Source organism: Paraflavitalea speifideaquila (genome assembly GCF_032395985.1).
Classification (GTDB): domain Bacteria; phylum Bacteroidota; class Bacteroidia; order Chitinophagales; family Chitinophagaceae; genus Paraflavitalea; species Paraflavitalea speifideaquila.
In genome coordinates this window covers 5,255,926-5,270,790 of sequence record NZ_CP135920.1, presented here as the reverse complement: position 1 = coordinate 5,270,790, position 14,865 = coordinate 5,255,926, and the positions used below count along the sequence as shown (strand labels likewise).

Annotated in this window: 21 protein-coding genes; 17 read left to right on the top strand and 4 right to left on the bottom strand. The window is 46.2% G+C overall.

Going from position 1 to position 14,865, the window contains the following annotated elements:
• Positions 1-498: 498 nt before the first annotated feature.
• The gene (locus RS881_RS36330; protein WP_315815244.1) at positions 499-2,547 is read left to right on the top strand and encodes a sodium:solute symporter family transporter; all 2,049 of its coding nucleotides are present in this window, start codon (positions 499-501) and stop codon (positions 2,545-2,547) included.
• Positions 2,436-2,999 (top strand): sodium:solute symporter family transporter, encoded by a 564-nt coding sequence (locus tag RS881_RS36325; protein ID WP_315815243.1) that lies wholly within the window; start codon positions 2,436-2,438, stop codon positions 2,997-2,999. Before RS881_RS36330 ends, RS881_RS36325 begins: the two co-directional genes overlap by 112 nt.
• Before the next feature lie 68 nt (positions 3,000-3,067).
• Here RS881_RS36325 and RS881_RS36320 read toward each other — a convergent pair whose 3' ends face one another.
• The 4 genes from RS881_RS36320 to RS881_RS36305 all read right to left on the bottom strand — a co-directional run bounded on the left by RS881_RS36320 (position 3,068) and on the right by RS881_RS36305 (position 6,087).
• The gene (locus RS881_RS36320; RefSeq protein ID WP_315815242.1) at positions 3,068-3,376 is read right to left on the bottom strand and encodes a hypothetical protein; all 309 of its coding nucleotides are present in this window, start codon (positions 3,374-3,376) and stop codon (positions 3,068-3,070) included.
• A gap of 249 nt (positions 3,377-3,625) precedes the next feature.
• Positions 3,626-3,913 carry a S41 family peptidase gene (locus tag RS881_RS36315; protein WP_315815241.1) on the bottom strand — a complete coding sequence of 96 codons (288 nt, stop codon included), beginning with the start codon at positions 3,911-3,913 and terminating at the stop codon, positions 3,626-3,628.
• A gap of 169 nt (positions 3,914-4,082) precedes the next feature.
• Complete coding sequence (locus RS881_RS36310; RefSeq protein ID WP_315815240.1) at positions 4,083-5,090, bottom strand: hypothetical protein; 1,008 nt, start codon at positions 5,088-5,090, stop codon at positions 4,083-4,085.
• Positions 5,091-5,205: 115 nt separating this feature from the next.
• On the bottom strand, positions 5,206-6,087 hold the full coding sequence (locus RS881_RS36305) for a hypothetical protein (RefSeq protein WP_315815239.1): 882 nt from the start codon (positions 6,085-6,087) through the stop codon (positions 5,206-5,208).
• Between the two features lie 255 nt (positions 6,088-6,342).
• Between RS881_RS36305 and RS881_RS60395 the strand changes: the two genes are divergently transcribed.
• The 15 genes from RS881_RS60395 to RS881_RS36235 all read left to right on the top strand — a co-directional run bounded on the left by RS881_RS60395 (position 6,343) and on the right by RS881_RS36235 (position 14,853).
• Positions 6,343-6,504 carry a DUF3667 domain-containing protein gene (locus RS881_RS60395; protein ID WP_350339987.1) on the top strand — a complete coding sequence of 54 codons (162 nt, stop codon included), beginning with the start codon at positions 6,343-6,345 and terminating at the stop codon, positions 6,502-6,504.
• Positions 6,438-7,292, top strand: coding sequence for a hypothetical protein (locus RS881_RS36300; RefSeq protein ID WP_315815238.1), 855 nt, complete (start codon positions 6,438-6,440; stop codon positions 7,290-7,292). The genes RS881_RS60395 and RS881_RS36300 overlap by 67 nt, the downstream gene beginning before the upstream one ends.
• Positions 7,292-8,077: a nucleoside triphosphate pyrophosphohydrolase gene (gene mazG / locus RS881_RS36295; protein ID WP_315815237.1), complete on the top strand. Its 786-nt coding sequence runs from the start codon at positions 7,292-7,294 to the stop codon at positions 8,075-8,077. Before RS881_RS36300 ends, mazG begins: the two co-directional genes overlap by 1 nt.
• The gene (locus RS881_RS36290) at positions 8,074-8,283 is read left to right on the top strand and encodes a hypothetical protein (RefSeq protein ID WP_315815236.1); all 210 of its coding nucleotides are present in this window, start codon (positions 8,074-8,076) and stop codon (positions 8,281-8,283) included. Before mazG ends, RS881_RS36290 begins: the two co-directional genes overlap by 4 nt.
• On the top strand, positions 8,268-9,290 hold the full coding sequence (locus RS881_RS36285) for a hypothetical protein (RefSeq protein WP_315815235.1): 1,023 nt from the start codon (positions 8,268-8,270) through the stop codon (positions 9,288-9,290). The genes RS881_RS36290 and RS881_RS36285 overlap by 16 nt, the downstream gene beginning before the upstream one ends.
• Positions 9,251-10,210 carry a hypothetical protein gene (locus tag RS881_RS36280; RefSeq protein ID WP_315815234.1) on the top strand — a complete coding sequence of 320 codons (960 nt, stop codon included), beginning with the start codon at positions 9,251-9,253 and terminating at the stop codon, positions 10,208-10,210. The genes RS881_RS36285 and RS881_RS36280 overlap by 40 nt, the downstream gene beginning before the upstream one ends.
• A gap of 2 nt (positions 10,211-10,212) precedes the next feature.
• Positions 10,213-10,491, top strand: coding sequence for a hypothetical protein (locus RS881_RS36275; RefSeq protein WP_315815233.1), 279 nt, complete (start codon positions 10,213-10,215; stop codon positions 10,489-10,491).
• 17 nt (positions 10,492-10,508) lie between these two features.
• On the top strand, positions 10,509-10,712 hold the full coding sequence (locus RS881_RS36270) for a hypothetical protein (protein ID WP_315815232.1): 204 nt from the start codon (positions 10,509-10,511) through the stop codon (positions 10,710-10,712).
• 7 nt (positions 10,713-10,719) lie between these two features.
• Entirely contained in the window at positions 10,720-11,835 is a 1,116-nt protein-coding gene (locus RS881_RS36265) for a sensor histidine kinase (RefSeq protein ID WP_315815231.1), read from the top strand.
• A 352-nt stretch (positions 11,836-12,187) separates the two neighbouring features.
• A complete protein-coding gene (locus RS881_RS36260; protein WP_315815230.1) occupies positions 12,188-12,454 on the top strand; it encodes a hypothetical protein in 267 nt (88 codons plus the stop codon).
• Between the two features lie 73 nt (positions 12,455-12,527).
• Entirely contained in the window at positions 12,528-12,686 is a 159-nt protein-coding gene (locus tag RS881_RS36255; protein WP_315815229.1) for a hypothetical protein, read from the top strand.
• A gap of 677 nt (positions 12,687-13,363) precedes the next feature.
• On the top strand, positions 13,364-13,636 hold the full coding sequence (locus tag RS881_RS36250; RefSeq protein WP_315815228.1) for a hypothetical protein: 273 nt from the start codon (positions 13,364-13,366) through the stop codon (positions 13,634-13,636).
• Positions 13,630-13,824, top strand: coding sequence for a hypothetical protein (locus RS881_RS36245; RefSeq protein WP_315815227.1), 195 nt, complete (start codon positions 13,630-13,632; stop codon positions 13,822-13,824). Before RS881_RS36250 ends, RS881_RS36245 begins: the two co-directional genes overlap by 7 nt.
• 214 nt (positions 13,825-14,038) lie before the next feature.
• Positions 14,039-14,350, top strand: coding sequence for a hypothetical protein (locus tag RS881_RS36240; RefSeq protein ID WP_315815226.1), 312 nt, complete (start codon positions 14,039-14,041; stop codon positions 14,348-14,350).
• The gene (locus RS881_RS36235) at positions 14,347-14,853 is read left to right on the top strand and encodes a hypothetical protein (protein ID WP_315815225.1); all 507 of its coding nucleotides are present in this window, start codon (positions 14,347-14,349) and stop codon (positions 14,851-14,853) included. Before RS881_RS36240 ends, RS881_RS36235 begins: the two co-directional genes overlap by 4 nt.
• The last annotated feature ends 12 nt before the right edge of the window (positions 14,854-14,865 follow it).

The following is a 14,865-nucleotide window of genomic DNA, read 5'->3' as shown; positions in this document are numbered from 1 at the left end:
ATATCCTAAAGTTCCTATTTTTTTAGAAACAAATAAAATTTGGATGACAGTTCCTTGCGCCAGGGGCCAAGAGGTGACACCTTTTCGTTTTCGTGGTAAGGGAAAGGTGTCACCTCTTTCCTGATGAAGGTGAGCCGCTCTACAACGCTGCATTTGCCAGTCTGCAGAGCGACCCACCTTTCGCCAGGGTGCAAACAAATAAAATTTGGATGACAGTTCCTTGCGCCAATTGAGGGGGATAAACACTATGCTGGTGGGGGAATACAAGCTGCGAGCTACTAGCTATGAGCTGCGAGCCGTTCTAAGCATTGAACATTGATTATTGCTTTCGTGGCAAACCTATTTACGATTCTCTTGCTTGGAGAGGTGACACCTTTCCTTTGCAACGCGAACGAAAGGTGTCACCTCTAAGCAGACGATTCACGATCACGATATATAACATGAAATACATCCTATACTTTTTCTTGCTGGTATTGCCATTTAGCTCACTGGCTGGCGATGCCCCCATCCTTCTTACCTAAGCTGGAAACAATTGCCGTCTCTGCCAGGTACACCTGGTTTAGCTGGTCCTTTGCCGGTGTGTCCAACGGGGCCCTGCTGGTGGCGGGAGGGGCTAATTTCCCGGATGGGGGTACACCCTGGACGGGCAGCACCAAGACATGGCAAGACAAAATATATGCGCTGGAAACCGTCAACGGTCAATGGAAGGAAGTGGGCAAGCTACCTCGTCCATTGGGATATGGTGTGTCGGTAAACTGGCGGGATGGATTGATCTGTATTGGTGGCAGCGATGTGAAACAGCATTATGCGGATGTGTTCATGGTGCGGTATGCGAATGGCCAGGTGCAAACAGAAGCCTTGCCCGCCTTGCCAAAACCATTGGCCAATGCCAGTGGCGTGCTGATAGGCGACATCATTTATATAGCCGGCGGTACAGTGAGTCCGTCTGCTACTCAGGCTGAAGGGGTTTGCTGGTCGCTCGATCTGTCGGCAAGCCCTGCCAACCGCCAATGGAAGGTATTGCCTTCCTGGCCGGGGCCTGCCCGTATGCTGGCGGTAACCGGCACGCTGGATGGTGCTTTCTATTTGTTGAGTGGGGTAGACCTGGTGAAAGGGGCGGGTGATAGTACGGTGAGCCGGGTATACCTGAAAGATGCTTATCGTTATACAACGGCCAAAGGCTGGCAACGTATTGCCGACCTGCCCAGCCCGGTTGCAGCAGCACCCAGTCCGGCTTTTACTACCGGCCAATCTCACCTATTGGTATTTGGCGGTGATGATGGCCGTTATAATGGACAGGGGCCTATCTTAAAAGAAAAACATCCTGGCTTTTCCGGCCAGGTATGGGCTTATAACAATATTACCAACGTATGGACAGGTATGGATACCATCTTCACCAACAAGCAGGCCGATGCAGCGGCACAGCCCAATAACAGCGTATGGGCGCCGGTGACTACGCCTGCCGTAGTATGGAATGGCAGCCTGGTATTGCCTTCGGGTGAAGTAAGGCCGGCAGTAAGAACAGCACGGGTGCTGATGGCGACCCCTATACAGCCTGCCGGTGCTTTCCATTTGCTGGATTGGATCATTGTAGGCATTTATTTCCTGCTGGTGATTGGCATCAGCGTAGTGGTATCGCGCAAGATGGAAAGCTCAACGAGTGATTTCTTCCTGGGTGGTGGTAAGATCCCCTGGTGGGCCGCAGGCCTAAGCATCTTTGGTTCCAAGCTAAGCGCCCTCACCTTTATTGCTATTCCGGCCAAAGCGTATGCTACGGATTGGGTATACCTGCTCAACAATATTATGATCGTAGCAGTAGCGCCGTTGATCGTTTATTTCTACCTGCCTTATTTCCGTAAGATGCAGCTAACAAGTGTATATGAATACCTGCGCATCCGGTTCAATCAACGGGTAAAATTGCTGGGCAGTCTCACCTTTGTATTGTTCCAGGTTAGCAGGCTGGGTATTGTGATTTACCTGCCCGCGCTGGTATTGAGCGCCGTAACGGGCATCAATATCTTTGTTTGCATTATTGGTATCACGGTGATCACCACCGCCTATAGTGTATCCGGTGGGATTGAAGCAGTGGTGTGGACCGAGGTGATGCAGGTAGTAGTTTTGTTGGGTGGTGCGTTGATGGCCCTCATCTTTATGGCCAATTCCCTGCCCGGCGGTTTTGGACAATTGTTTACTGAAGCGGCTGAAAGTAATAAGTTCCGCATGGCCATCATGCATGGCAAGATCACCGAACCTGTTTTGTGGGTGGTGCTGGTAGGGGGATTCCTGACTCAGTTGGTTACCTATTCGTCCGACCAGGTAGTGGTGCAGCGCTACCTGACCACGCCTACTGAAAAAGAAGCTCGGAAATCCATTTATACCAATGCCCTGTTGGTGATCCCCGCTTCACTCATCTTCTTTTGTGTGGGTACCGCCCTGTGGGTGTTTTTAAACACAATCCTGCCGCCCTCAATCCCAATGGCCGTATTGATGATGTATTCCCCTGGTATATCTCCAATCAATTGCCATCGGGCCTGGCGGGACTGGTGATTGCCGGATTGTTTGCCGCTACCATGTCTACCATCAGTTCCAGTATGAACTCCATTGCTACCGTGGTAACTACCGATTTCTATCAATACCTGAAGCCTGCCAGTACAGACAAGCAGCGTTTTGCATTTGCCCGCCGTACAACGGTTGTATTGGGTGTTCTGGGCTTCTTTATTGCCATGTATATGGTGTACTTAAGCAATGCTTCTATCTGGGATCAATACCTCAAGATCATTGGCTTATTTGGTGGCTGCCTGGCGGGCATGTTTGTGGCCGGCATTTTCTTTCCGCGTATCAATAGTATGGGTATTTTCATTGGCTTTATTGTTAGTGCTATTTGCCTGTTCTTTGTGCAGGCGGCCAATATCGTCAGCTTTTTCCTGTATCCCGCCGTAGCCGTGCTGGCCTGTGTGCTGGTGGGGTATATTAGTAGTTTGATCTGGAAAGAGAAGTAAGTTGAACATATATAAATAAAAAAGCGTCATTCCCAGGAACAGGAATGACGCTTTTTTATTAGAGATCATTATTTCCTGAACTCCAGGTAATGTTCTACGTTGCTGGTGCCGTCATCATATTTATCAAGCGTTTTCAATTCATTGTCGGTAAGTTTTTGAATGGTGTAATCGTCGCCATCAATGACCATGAGGGATTCGCTTTTAACCTGGTAACCAACAGTATCATACTCTGTTCGATTGCCGTCCAATATCTTGATATAGATCTTTCCGTCTGTTCTGAAATCGAGGGTGAAAACGCCCATGGGTATATTGGCGCCGGTTGAATCTTTGAAGGCGCCGGTATTGTAGGCATAGGTCTTTTCATATTCCTTCACCATATTCCAGGTGCCCAGGATACGTTCGGAAGGGGATTTGGGAGCTTCGTCTTTGTCTTTTTACAGGATAATAAAAGGGTCAGTGCAGTGAGACCAAGTAAAGGATAACGCAAAGAAAGGTTTTTCTTCATATTGGATACGAATTGATTTGAGCGCCAAAATAATAGAAAAATTGGATCGGTCAAATAGGTGAGTAAGTAAGTAACAATATATTGTTACTTGTTATGTATTCGTGTGTATATTATACACTTATTACTGATTGTCTTCCCTAATCAGGTGTAATGTGTAGTGCATAACGGCATCCCGGTTTTCAATGAAATCATTTTGTGATTGGGTGACGATCTTATCGGGCAGGATGCCGGAGCCGAAAGGTATATCCCGTTTGGGGGTTACATATTGCTGTAGGTCTACCACAGAAAAAGAAAAGTTGATACGGGTGTGCGGTAGTTCATAAGCCACTTTGTTGTGGCCGGTATGACCATAATAACCACCCATGGTTTCTTCACCGATCAGGGTAGCATAACCTTCACTTTTTACCATGCTGGCAAAAGTGAAGCTGCCGAAGCTACGGCTGGACTAACCAGGAGGTACAGGTTGCCTTTAAAAGCCAGGCTATCAGGTTGCCAATAAGGGTTAAAAGTGGGGTTCTGGTAATACCTGCCTTGGCTGAACTGGTTGTGCTCCTCCTGGAAATTTTCTTCTATGTCAATTATGTCGGTACTGTCGTCGGTATAAAAATATTGGCGGTAGGGTACTTTTTGAAAAAGGGTGTAGGCCTCTTTATTTTCTTTAAAGGGATGGTGGGCCAGGTAAGAAAAGGTGAGGAGGTCGTTGGGATCAGTACCGCCCCGTTCTTGCGGATGTCTACTACCAGGTTGGAGATATGCTTTTCTTTGAGGGTGGTGAAACACTGTAGCAGGAATTGTTTGTAGGCCGCATGTGTTTTGGAGTCGGGACCTCCCAGCGAAAAGCTGTTAACGGTAAGGATGGCGGTATTCAGGCTGTCGATCAACTCAAACTGGTACCGGTCGTCTAATAAGGTGTCGAGGTAGAGGGAATGCCTTTGTTTACGAAAGGAGCGGTGTTCCTTATAAGTGATGGCCTTGAGGGTAACTGTCCTGGCCACCGGTGCCTGGAAGGCTTTGTACATAACCTTGAACTTTGTAGCAGGGCCTAGTTCATAACGGTAGAACAAGGAGAATGCAGCACTGATACCGGTCAGTTTGCCAGTGGTATTCAGTCCGTCGGTTGTATAGTATTTATACAATCGGGGCAAGAGGGAAGGAATGGATTGTCCATTGATGGATAGAATTTCGGCGCCAGCCGGGATGGCCTGACTATCTATATTGACCAGGAGTTGCTTATTGATCAGGCTCACCGGGTACGGGAAAAAAACAGGTTGGGCGGCTATCTTGCTCAGATAGTTTTGGGGCAGGCTAATGTCATCGTGCAAACTGCCGATATAGGCCAGGATAGAGGAGCAATAGCGGTAGAAAGCAAGCAGGGTAGTAGTGGAGCTGATCTGCCGGCGGTAATGGCCAAAGATGCTGTCAACAGACTTTTGGGAATGGTATTTATACAGGCCGGCATGGGCTTTTTCGAGGATCTGCCGGTACAGGTCGAAGTCGGATAAGAGGGTTGTTTTACCCAATACGGCTGCTTTCGGGGCGATCTGCTTGTTATTGGGGGCTGTTGGGAGTAGGTTTGCTCTCCCCATACAATCAAGGTAAGGACTAATAAGATTTTCTGCATACAATGATGATTTGCTCATTGTTCTATACGCAGGTCTTCCATCGGCTGGATTCTATATGCTGTCTTCAGTATGCTTTCTCTTAAAACTGGTACTTGTATTCGATCTTGCCGATCAGCACCTTGGTTTTGGAAAAGCAGGCATCTTGTGCTTTCAGGCCTTTCTCATCATAGGTATAATACCATTTTTGGTAGTCGCCTGCGCCTTCGATGGTTACCAGCATGGAAGTTACGCGGTTCTGCTGATCATGTTCAAAGATATAATCGGGCAATAATCTTTTAGCGCGGTTGTTGTACCGGACAATATCTGTCAGGCGGTTGTTATCGTCATAATAGTAATAAACGGTAGGCAGGTTTTGACCTTTGTGTATGCTTTTTTCTTCGCCGGGATTTCCTTTTTCATCGGGCACCAGGGTGATGGTGGTGGTGTCGGAGTTGTTCTTGATCTTGTCCATCCGTATGGGGTTGCCATTGGCATCATAGCTCCAGCGGTGTTGCTCCTTGTTGACATAATTGCCGGGGGAGAAAGAATGGCTTACAATATTGGTGATGCGGTTATTGGCATCGTAGGTATAAGTGATCTCGGTCCTATTGCCATCAGTGGTATCGGTTGTTTTAATGAGTTGCCCGGCAGTATTATAATAAGCCGTATTGACGGAGGTGCCGGCCAGGGTGGTGCTGGTTTCGGTGATGATCTCTGTAAAGTTATTCTTTACATTTTGTTCACATTTAAATCCGTCGATGGGTTGGTTATTGCCATCCAGGCTGTTGAAACGTACGGACTTTACACGTTGTTGCAGCCATACGGCCCTTTTCTTCATTTGTTCGCCGGTCACTACCAGGTCATTATAATAATGCTGACTAAAAGTGGCCATGGCCATGCAAGTGAAGAAGAGGACGAAAATCGTTGTTTTCATGCTGGTGCTAACGAAGAAATGCCTGTTTTCCATATCGAGGATATCCAAATTTTTCTGTAAAATACTGTCTTTCCTTATTTTTAAACAAAATTTCACAGGTGTCCCATTCCAAAGAACGTCACGAGAAAATCTGTTTAAACTGTAATGCTGAGTTGTCCGGGAGGTATTGTCACGAATGCGGACAGGAAAATATCGAGCCAAAAGAGACGGTGTGGGGGCTGATCAGTCACTTTTTTATGATATTACCCATTTTGACGGTAAATTCTTCAGTACGACCCGGTACTTGATCACCAAACCGGGCTTTTGCCACAGGAATATATCAAGGGACGCCGGGCGCGTTACCTGCATCCGATCCGGATGTACGTATTCAGTTCGGCGATGTTCTTCATTATCTTTTTATGCTATTCAAGCCCAAGGATTGGTTCAAGGGTAATTTCGATCCTGATGATATCATTACAAATGTGAAGGATTCGGCGGTGCAGCTGGATATTGCTCAGCGGCTGGTATTGAAAACAGCCCATTCCAGGGAGGATTCGTTGGAGATCATCCAGTCATTTACTCAGGCCAAAGAGAAAGTGATCGATGCGAATGAAAAATCAAAGAAGACGGACAGTCTGCGTACGGATAGTTTAAAAAATAAGCTGAAGGGAAAGAAGGAAAATACGGACACCCGGATACCCTGGGGAAAAGCGCATCAATATTATAAATCGGTGGCTGACTATGATTCAATACAGAATGGATTGCCGCCTGGTATCAAAGATGGCTGGTGGGAACGAAAAGCGGCCCGCCGGAATATTGAACTGAATAACCGTTATAGGGATAATGAAGGAAAGCTTATCCAGGACCTGATAGACAAGTTTATGCATTCCTTACCATACCTGTTGTTCATTTCCTTGCCATTGTATGCTTTCTTTATGAAATTGTTGTACATCCGGCATAAGCAGTTCTTTTATGTAGAGCATGGTATCTTTTTCATTTACCTCTATATTTTTACTTTTATTTTCCTGCTGCTCTATTTTTCGGTGACGGAGCTGCGGCAGTATACGCACCAGAACTGGATTGGCTGGCTGGAAGGCCTGCTTATTCTGTGCGGTGTTTATTACACTTATAAGGCCATGCGTAAGTTTTACGGCCAGGGCCGGGGGATAACGATACTCAAATTCTTCCTGCTGAACATGCTGGCTTTTTTACGCTTCTTATCCTGTTCATATTTTTCTTTACGATCACGATCTTCCAGGTCTAAAACATATTAATGATGGAAACAAATAAGTTGGCGGCAGCATTCCTGCGCCTGGTGACGATCATGGATGAACTGCGGGAAAAATGCCCTTGGGACCGGAAGCAAACGGTAGAGACCCTGCGGCCGCTGACGATTGAGGAGACCTATGAGCTGGCGGATGCCATTACGGATGGTGATTGGAAGGGGATTAAAGAGGAAATTGGGGACCTGATGCTGCACATGGTATTTTATGCCAAAATTGGTGCAGAGCAGGGGAAGTTCACGCTGGAAGAGGCTTTGCAGGGGATCTCGGATAAACTGGTATCGCGCCATCCACATATTTATGGAGATATTACGGTGAAAGATGAGGAGGAAGTGAAGCAGAATTGGGAGAAATTGAAGTTAAAAGAGGGTAAAACCTCGGTATTGGGCGGAGTGCCGAAGGCGCTGCCGGCGGTGGTAAAAGCCACGCGGTTGCAGGAAAAGGCGAAACAGGTGGGATTTGAGTGGGATGAGCGGGAGCAGGTATGGGACAAGGTAAAGGAGGAAATGGATGAGTTGCAGGAAGCTGTGGCGGTGAAGGGGCCCGTGGAAATAGAGGAGGAGTTCGGTGACCTGTTGTTCTCCCTGGTTAATTATGCACGGTTTTTGCAGATAGATGCTGAAAATGCGCTGGAAAGGACGAATAAGAAGTTTATCAGCCGTTTTACCCGCATGGAGCAACAGGCCAACCAGGAAGGGAAATCCCTGGCAGATATGTCTTTGGCCGAAATGGATGCCATCTGGAACAGCATTAAAAAACAAAACCCCGGCACTTGAAGCAATTGCTGAAAAACTGGCTCAGTAAGAATATTTACCTGTTGGCTGCGATTGGCCTTTTCGGCGTAGCCTTTATTCTCAATAAGTACGTCATTGGTACTACCACGGCGCGGTATTATGTAAACCTCATTGAAAAAGGATCCAGCAAAAGGAAAAGGACTTTCAGGAATTTGCCAGTGATACAGCACAGGTGGGCAAACTGGTAGATCAACGCCATGATGAAGCGGGGTTGAACCGGGTATTGGATACGAAAAAGGGCTATGAGGTGTTTATCTATGAACACGCGCATGATTCGGCCAATACACCGCACCTGGTATTTTGGAATACTCAGAATATATTACCGGATGTATCTTTCTCCTGGGGCATGGATACCAGCCGGCTTACCAATCTCAGGAATGGGCAGTATGTATACAGCAGCCGGCGTATTACACTGGCCGGCAACCGGGAATTTACGATACAAGGGTTTATACCGGTGGTGTGGAAGTATTTTGTAGAGAATGAGAACCTGAAGAAAGAGTTTGCGGGTTATGCCAAAGCGGTGGAGCGGGTTGATCTGGTACTATCGCCCACGGCTTACCCGGTAAAAAGTGTACGGGGCAATACGTTATTTTACCTGCAGCGTATCAACGAACACCTGCAACAGCACAATATTTGGTCGATCCTGTTGGTGATTGGCGGTTTCTTCCTGCTCTTTTTATATTTACAACAAACTGCCGATCAAATAAGTCGCAAATACGGACTTTGGTATGGAGCTTCCTTTCTGATTGGCGTGTTGTTGATCCTTCGTTTATCATCCTACTTCTTCCCGGAAATATTGGACCTGCGGCAGTTTGAACTGTTTGATCCCTATATCTATGGTTCGAGCCTGGTATTGAGTTCACTGGGCGACCTGATGATCAATTCGCTCTTGTTTTGCTGGATGGTGATCTTTGTGAACCGCCGGCTCAATAATTCCAAACGCTATGCTTTTGCAGGTTTCTGGAAAAACTGGGGTGCGGCTACAGGCATCCTGATCCTATTGGTGATCTGCACTTTCACATTTGCCGATGTGTTGCAAACGCTGGTATCGGATGCGAAGATGTCGTTTAATGTGACCAACTTTTTCAGCCTGGTTGAGCAATATAGTTTTGTTGGTTTTGCAGTGATGGCCACACTGGGACTGAGTTATTTTTATTGTCGCAGATATTTCTCACGGTCATTGGTAAACTGGTAGGAGAACGGAACTATGTGGTGTATATCATTACGGCCTTTCTGGGTTTGTTGTTGCTAAGTTTCCAGCACAATAATGCCATGGTAGAGCTGAACTTGTATACGTTGTTGTGGCTGCTGCTGTTCATGTGGCTGATGCAGCAAAAGATATTTGCGGGATTGAACTACCGCCTTAATGTATCGGAAGTATTGTTCTGGCTCTTTGAATTCTCTTTTTCGATGGCGGCGGTCATTCTCTTTGAAAACGGGAAGATCGAATTTGAACAACGGAAACGTTTTGCCGAAAAGCTGGCTTCGCAGGCAGACCCCTCAAATGAGCGGTTATTGAGTATTGCGCTGGCTTACCTGGACAATAATTTCCTGGAACCTAATTTTCAACGTTTCTATAACCAGCAAGAAAATGCGCGGCTGAAAGATAGTATCAGCAATACAGGGTTTATTGGTTATGCCAATAAATACGATACCTGGTTATTTACGTTTGATAAGGATATGAACCCCTTGTACAATACGGAGCGGGGTTCGTATGATACGCTCAATACTATATTCCGCAATCAGTCAAAGGCCACCAATATACCCGATCTGCGGTATTTTGAACGGTCGTTCGATAAGTTCTCTTATATTTTTAAGAAGGAGGTTATAGATAGTAATGACGTAACTATTGGTTACCTGTTTGTATTGTCGGACCCCAAGCGCTACAAGAGTGAGGCGCTGGTGCCTGAATTGTTTAAACAAACACGGGAGTTAACGCCAGGATACTCACCCTCCTATGCCTATGCTATTTATGATAGCCTGCAATTGATCGTACATTATAATGATTATGCTTTTCCTACCTCGCTCAATAAACAATCGCGTAAGGAAGAATACAGCATTGTAAAAAAGAAGGGTATGAGGAACTGTGGTACCGGGGTACGCCGGATAAGGTAGTAGTGGTAGCGCGGAAAAATAACTCCTTCATTGAGGCTATCACGCTTTTTGCCTACCTGTTCAGTACCTTCCTGTTCCTGCTGGCCTTTTACCGGATTGTGGCTTTCCTGATGCGCTCGCGCCTGCATAAAACTCCCTTCCGGCAGTATTTTGAATTGAGCATCCGTTCGCAGATACATAGTACGATCATCCTGATCAGCCTGCTGTTGTTTGTAGTTATTGGGGTGGCCAACGTATTTTTATTATCAACCGGTATCATCGTAATAACCAGGAGCGGCTAACACGGGCCATCCAGATCATGGTGAATGAGGTAGAGAAAAAGCTGGACGATCACTCTACTTTCAATGAAGGGGTGATGTTGTATGAACCAGGTTTTAGTGATGAAGTGGAACAATTGATGCGTGATATTTCGGATATCCACGGGATGGATGTGAACCTGTATGATACATCGGGCGATCTGAAAGTAACTTCCAATCCTGATATCTATTACCGGGGGTACTGAGTGAAAAATGAACCCGCTGGCTTATTACCGCCTGCATACGCTGCGGCAGGTACAAACGGTTACGGATGAAAAAGTAGGGAAGGTAGATTACCTCAGTATCTATGCACCGGTGCGGGATGATGATGGGAATGCGGTGGCTTACCTGAATGTGCCCTCCTACAGCGCAGAGGTAGAGCTGACGCAGGAGATCTCCTATTTCCTGGTGACCATCATTAACCTCAATGCGTTTATATTCCTGGTGGCCGGTGCTATTGCCTTGTTCATTACCAACCGGATCACCTCTTCGTTTACGCTCATTACGCAAAAGCTGCGGGATATTAACCTGGGCAAAATGAACCAGGAGATCAATTGGCACCGCAATGACGAGATTGGGGTATTGGTAACTGAATACAATAAGATGGTGCGGAAGTTGGATGAGAGTGCGGAATCGCTGGCTAAGAGTGAGCGGGAAGGAGCCTGGCGGCAAATGGCGCGGCAGGTAGCGCATGAGATCAAGAACCCGCTGACGCCCATGAAACTCAGTATCCAATACCTGCAAAAAGCCATTGACGATAACTCGCCCAACGTAAAGGAAATGACCACCAGTGTAGCACGTACGCTTGTGGAACAAATAGACCACTTGTCGAAGATCGCATCAGATTTCTCGCAGTTTGCCAATATTGGTAATCCGCGCAATGAAGTATTTGACCTGCATGAAATGTTGTATTCGCTTACTTCGCTTTACGAGGCTACGGAGAACCTGGATTTTAGTTGGGAGCCGGTACCGCATAAGGTATTGTTGTTTGCCGATAAAACGCAGTTGAACCGGTTATTTACCAACCTGATGCAGAATGCTATTGAGGCCAGTGAAGACCGGCCGCAGCATATCATCCGCATCCAGGAAGAACTCAATGGAGAATACATTACGATCAGTGTTTCGGACAATGGCGGTGGTATACCGGAAGCTACACAATCAAAAATTTTCACGCCTAATTTTACTACGAAGTCGTCGGGTACGGGACTTGGCCTGGCCATGAGTAAAAGTATTGTGGAGCAGGCGAAAGGGGAGATCTGGTTTGTGACGAAGGAAGGTGAGGGTACTACTTTCTATGTAAAGATCCCCTTATTAAGAGCGATGAATTAATTGCGCATGCTCGCATAAGCCAATAATCATTAATTATTGGAAAACGCTCAATGTTCCATTCGCAACTGACTCCCGAAAGTTTTCCTACCTCTTGCCACTCAGGCATGCAATGGTTTCTTTAAGCTTTTTGTTTTTTTGCCCATGGTTTTCATCGGCCTCATCGAGGGAGTGGGAACTATGGAGATCTTTCTCCTTTTCGGACAGGTGGGATAGGTTGGTGTAGAATAAAGGCCAGGCTCTACAAAGTTCATTAACTCCTTTTAATGTGCTGATAACCTGGGTAGAGATTTCTACAGAATGGCGGCTTAGGCATGGGCATGTTGTTTGAAAATAGTAAGTTAAAATCTGCACCATGTTAAGCGATATTCAAATCGGTTTCCTAACCGACCGTATCCATGAAATCGGTAGCGCTCTTTTTGCCAATACGGGCAATGCTATCTTTAAGTTACCCACTTCTATTATATCTGTGCTGCGGGTAGATGAAGCAGGCAATATCTGGTTCTTCCTGCATAATCCTGACCTGTTTATACAGGAAGGCGACAAAGAGTTTCCTGCCCGCCTGGACTTTTACCGCAAGGGGAAGCCTTTTTCTTACAGGTTTCCGGCAATGCGCTGGTGATTACTGATCAGGCAGCGATCCATGACCTGGCGGGTATCCCGGAAACTTCAACTCCCCATCATACAGGCAGGTAATGCTTGTTAAAGTGCGGGTAGAACATGCTTCTTATTTTGAACAACGGCAACGTACGGTAAACCGCTTTCAATCCTGGTGGCACGCTATCTGCAAATACCTATTACAGGAAAAGCCCAGCCTCCGGCCTTATAAGTTACATCCGATGATCCTGGCTTAAAGAAAGAATGAGAACAACTAAACAAATAAACTACTAACAACTAAAAACATCGACCTATGCGCTTTATCCTGCCACAGAATCTGAAGTTTGTAAAACGCTTTATTGAAAGAACATTTTTGGCTCGCTGAAAGTACATGATAAAGAATCACAGGAACGATTCCTGGTAGAAACTGTTTTTATAGGTGCCAACCAATACCTATGGTGTTGCTGTGCGGAAGAGTTGCCTGTGGCTACCGGTATATTCCCGGTTTCGTTGAAGTACATTGAAAAAGTGATAGGCATTTATAGGAAGGTAACAGGTATATCCAGCCGGATGAAACCGGGGCATGAAAGGGATACCGTAGTAGCGCCCAACGGTGCAATAACGCATAATCCCGGTTTGCCTTATTGCGGGTTAAAATGACAGAAACTGTGTACTATAAAAATATAAAGGCCAGATCAATTTTTTGGCTGTAGCCAGTTAAAGAAGCACCATAAGGAAGTTTATAAGAAAACCACCCTAAGAGAGAGATGCGGTTTGATCGTTCCTGATTGGACCGCATTTTCTTTTAGAATAGAGAATATAGTAAACAGGTTACAGCATCATTTGATTGGCCAATGATGGGCAGCATTTTAGAACATCGGAATGATCTATATTAATAATCAATAACTAATAATCAATAATCCACCATTTGCATATGTCGAAAAAGAAAATCATCATTTCCATTGTGGTATTGCTCCTTATTGCGGGAGGGATCGTGACGTGGAATAGGTATAAGCGCAAGATCGTGAAGGACAGTATGGCCAAAACGGTATCGGATAAAACGGATAACCTGTATGGCATACAAACGGATAAATTGGATATTGATGAGATCGCCGGTAATCTTACGGTGACCAATTTGCGGTTGGAGCCAGATTCCAATGTGTATAACGGGCTTGCCAGGGGGATGCAGCACCCTCGGTATTGGTAAAGATCCATATTCCTTTGCTTACGGTAGCAGGGGTTAAAACGCCCAGGGCATTGCTGAACAGTGCCATTGATGGGCGCAAAGTGGTGATCGAATCGCCGCGCATAGAACTGTTTTTACGGGTAAGGGCAAGGATTCGCTGCGGTCGGTACCTGATAAAGAAGTATACCGGCAAATACTGGGCAACCTGAACCTGATCAAAATAGATACAGTATCGGTGGTGAATGCCAGGTTGATCACGCGGGATTGGAAGACGGGTGATATGCGGATGGAATTTGACAGTGTGAGCATCGACCTATTCCGGATTGCGGTGGATAGTGTGCATGATAAAGACAGTACACGTATCCTGTTTGCCGAGCAGGCATTGGTAAGCTGTAAAAAATACACTGGACCAGTGAGAACAAATTGTACCATTACGAGGTACGGGATATCCACCTCAACAGTGGGGAAAAAAAGTTGGGCATTCATCGCTTCATCATTGATCCCCAACTGCCTGAACAACGTTTTCTGCAACAATTTAAATACGCCAACGACCGGTTTGATGTAGACCTGCAAGAGATCGGACTAGCCAACCTGAATATACCCTTGCTGCTGCAGGGACAAGTTGAAGCATACGCGCTGGTATCGGGCAAAAGTAGTATCCGTATTTACCGTGACCTCTCTTATCCGCATGATAAAAGAACCGGATCGGCACGTACCCACAGCAGGTTATTATGAACCTGCCTTTTGACCTGGCTATCGGGCAAGCTCATTTTAATCATTCTTTTATTGAATACAAAGAACGGAATGGTAAAAGTGAAAAGAGTGGTAAGGTGCAGTTTTACGATGCAGGCATCAGGGTTAAGAACCTTAGCAGTCACCGGCAACAACTGGCAGATATTCCGATGCAGGTACAGTTCAATGCCCGCTTCTTAAATAAAGCGCCTGTTAAAGCGCTGATCCATTTCTATCCGGTTAACGGGAAGTTTACAATTGAAGGTGAAATGGGGAGCATGAGCGCCAAAGGCCTGAATGAATTAACCGAACCCATGGGATTGGCTACAATAGAAACAGGCACCATCAGCAGTTTGCGGTTCAACTTTATTGGTAATGACCGGGTGGCGGATGGGAGCCTAACGCTGCTGTATGATGACTTAAAAATATCATTGCTAAAGAAAGACAGTGTGGACAAATCGCTTGATAAAAGAAGTTTGCCAGTCTGCTGGCCAATATGCAGGTAAAGAATGGCAACC

Bases quoted from the DNA above. Each gene is read 5' to 3' on its own strand.
- RS881_RS36330 (WP_315815244.1), top strand. From the start codon at position 499: ATGCCCCCATCCTTCTTACCTAAGCTGGAAACAATTGCCGTCTCTGCC.
- RS881_RS36320 (WP_315815242.1), bottom strand. From the start codon at position 3,376: ATGGTGAAGGAATATGAAAAGACCTATGCCTACAATACCGGCGCCTTC.
- RS881_RS36315 (WP_315815241.1), bottom strand. From the start codon at position 3,913: ATGGTAAAAAGTGAAGGTTATGCTACCCTGATCGGTGAAGAAACCATG.
- RS881_RS36310 (WP_315815240.1), bottom strand. From the start codon at position 5,090: ATGGGGAGAGCAAACCTACTCCCAACAGCCCCCAATAACAAGCAGATC.
- RS881_RS36300 (WP_315815238.1), top strand. From the start codon at position 6,438: ATGCTATTCAAGCCCAAGGATTGGTTCAAGGGTAATTTCGATCCTGAT.
- mazG (WP_315815237.1), top strand. From the start codon at position 7,292: ATGATGGAAACAAATAAGTTGGCGGCAGCATTCCTGCGCCTGGTGACG.
- RS881_RS36270 (WP_315815232.1), top strand. From the start codon at position 10,509: ATGGTGAATGAGGTAGAGAAAAAGCTGGACGATCACTCTACTTTCAAT.
- RS881_RS36265 (WP_315815231.1), top strand. From the start codon at position 10,720: ATGAACCCGCTGGCTTATTACCGCCTGCATACGCTGCGGCAGGTACAA.
- RS881_RS36260 (WP_315815230.1), top strand. From the start codon at position 12,188: ATGTTAAGCGATATTCAAATCGGTTTCCTAACCGACCGTATCCATGAA.
- RS881_RS36255 (WP_315815229.1), top strand. From the start codon at position 12,528: ATGCTTGTTAAAGTGCGGGTAGAACATGCTTCTTATTTTGAACAACGG.
- RS881_RS36250 (WP_315815228.1), top strand. From the start codon at position 13,364: ATGTCGAAAAAGAAAATCATCATTTCCATTGTGGTATTGCTCCTTATT.
- RS881_RS36235 (WP_315815225.1), top strand. From the start codon at position 14,347: ATGAACCTGCCTTTTGACCTGGCTATCGGGCAAGCTCATTTTAATCAT.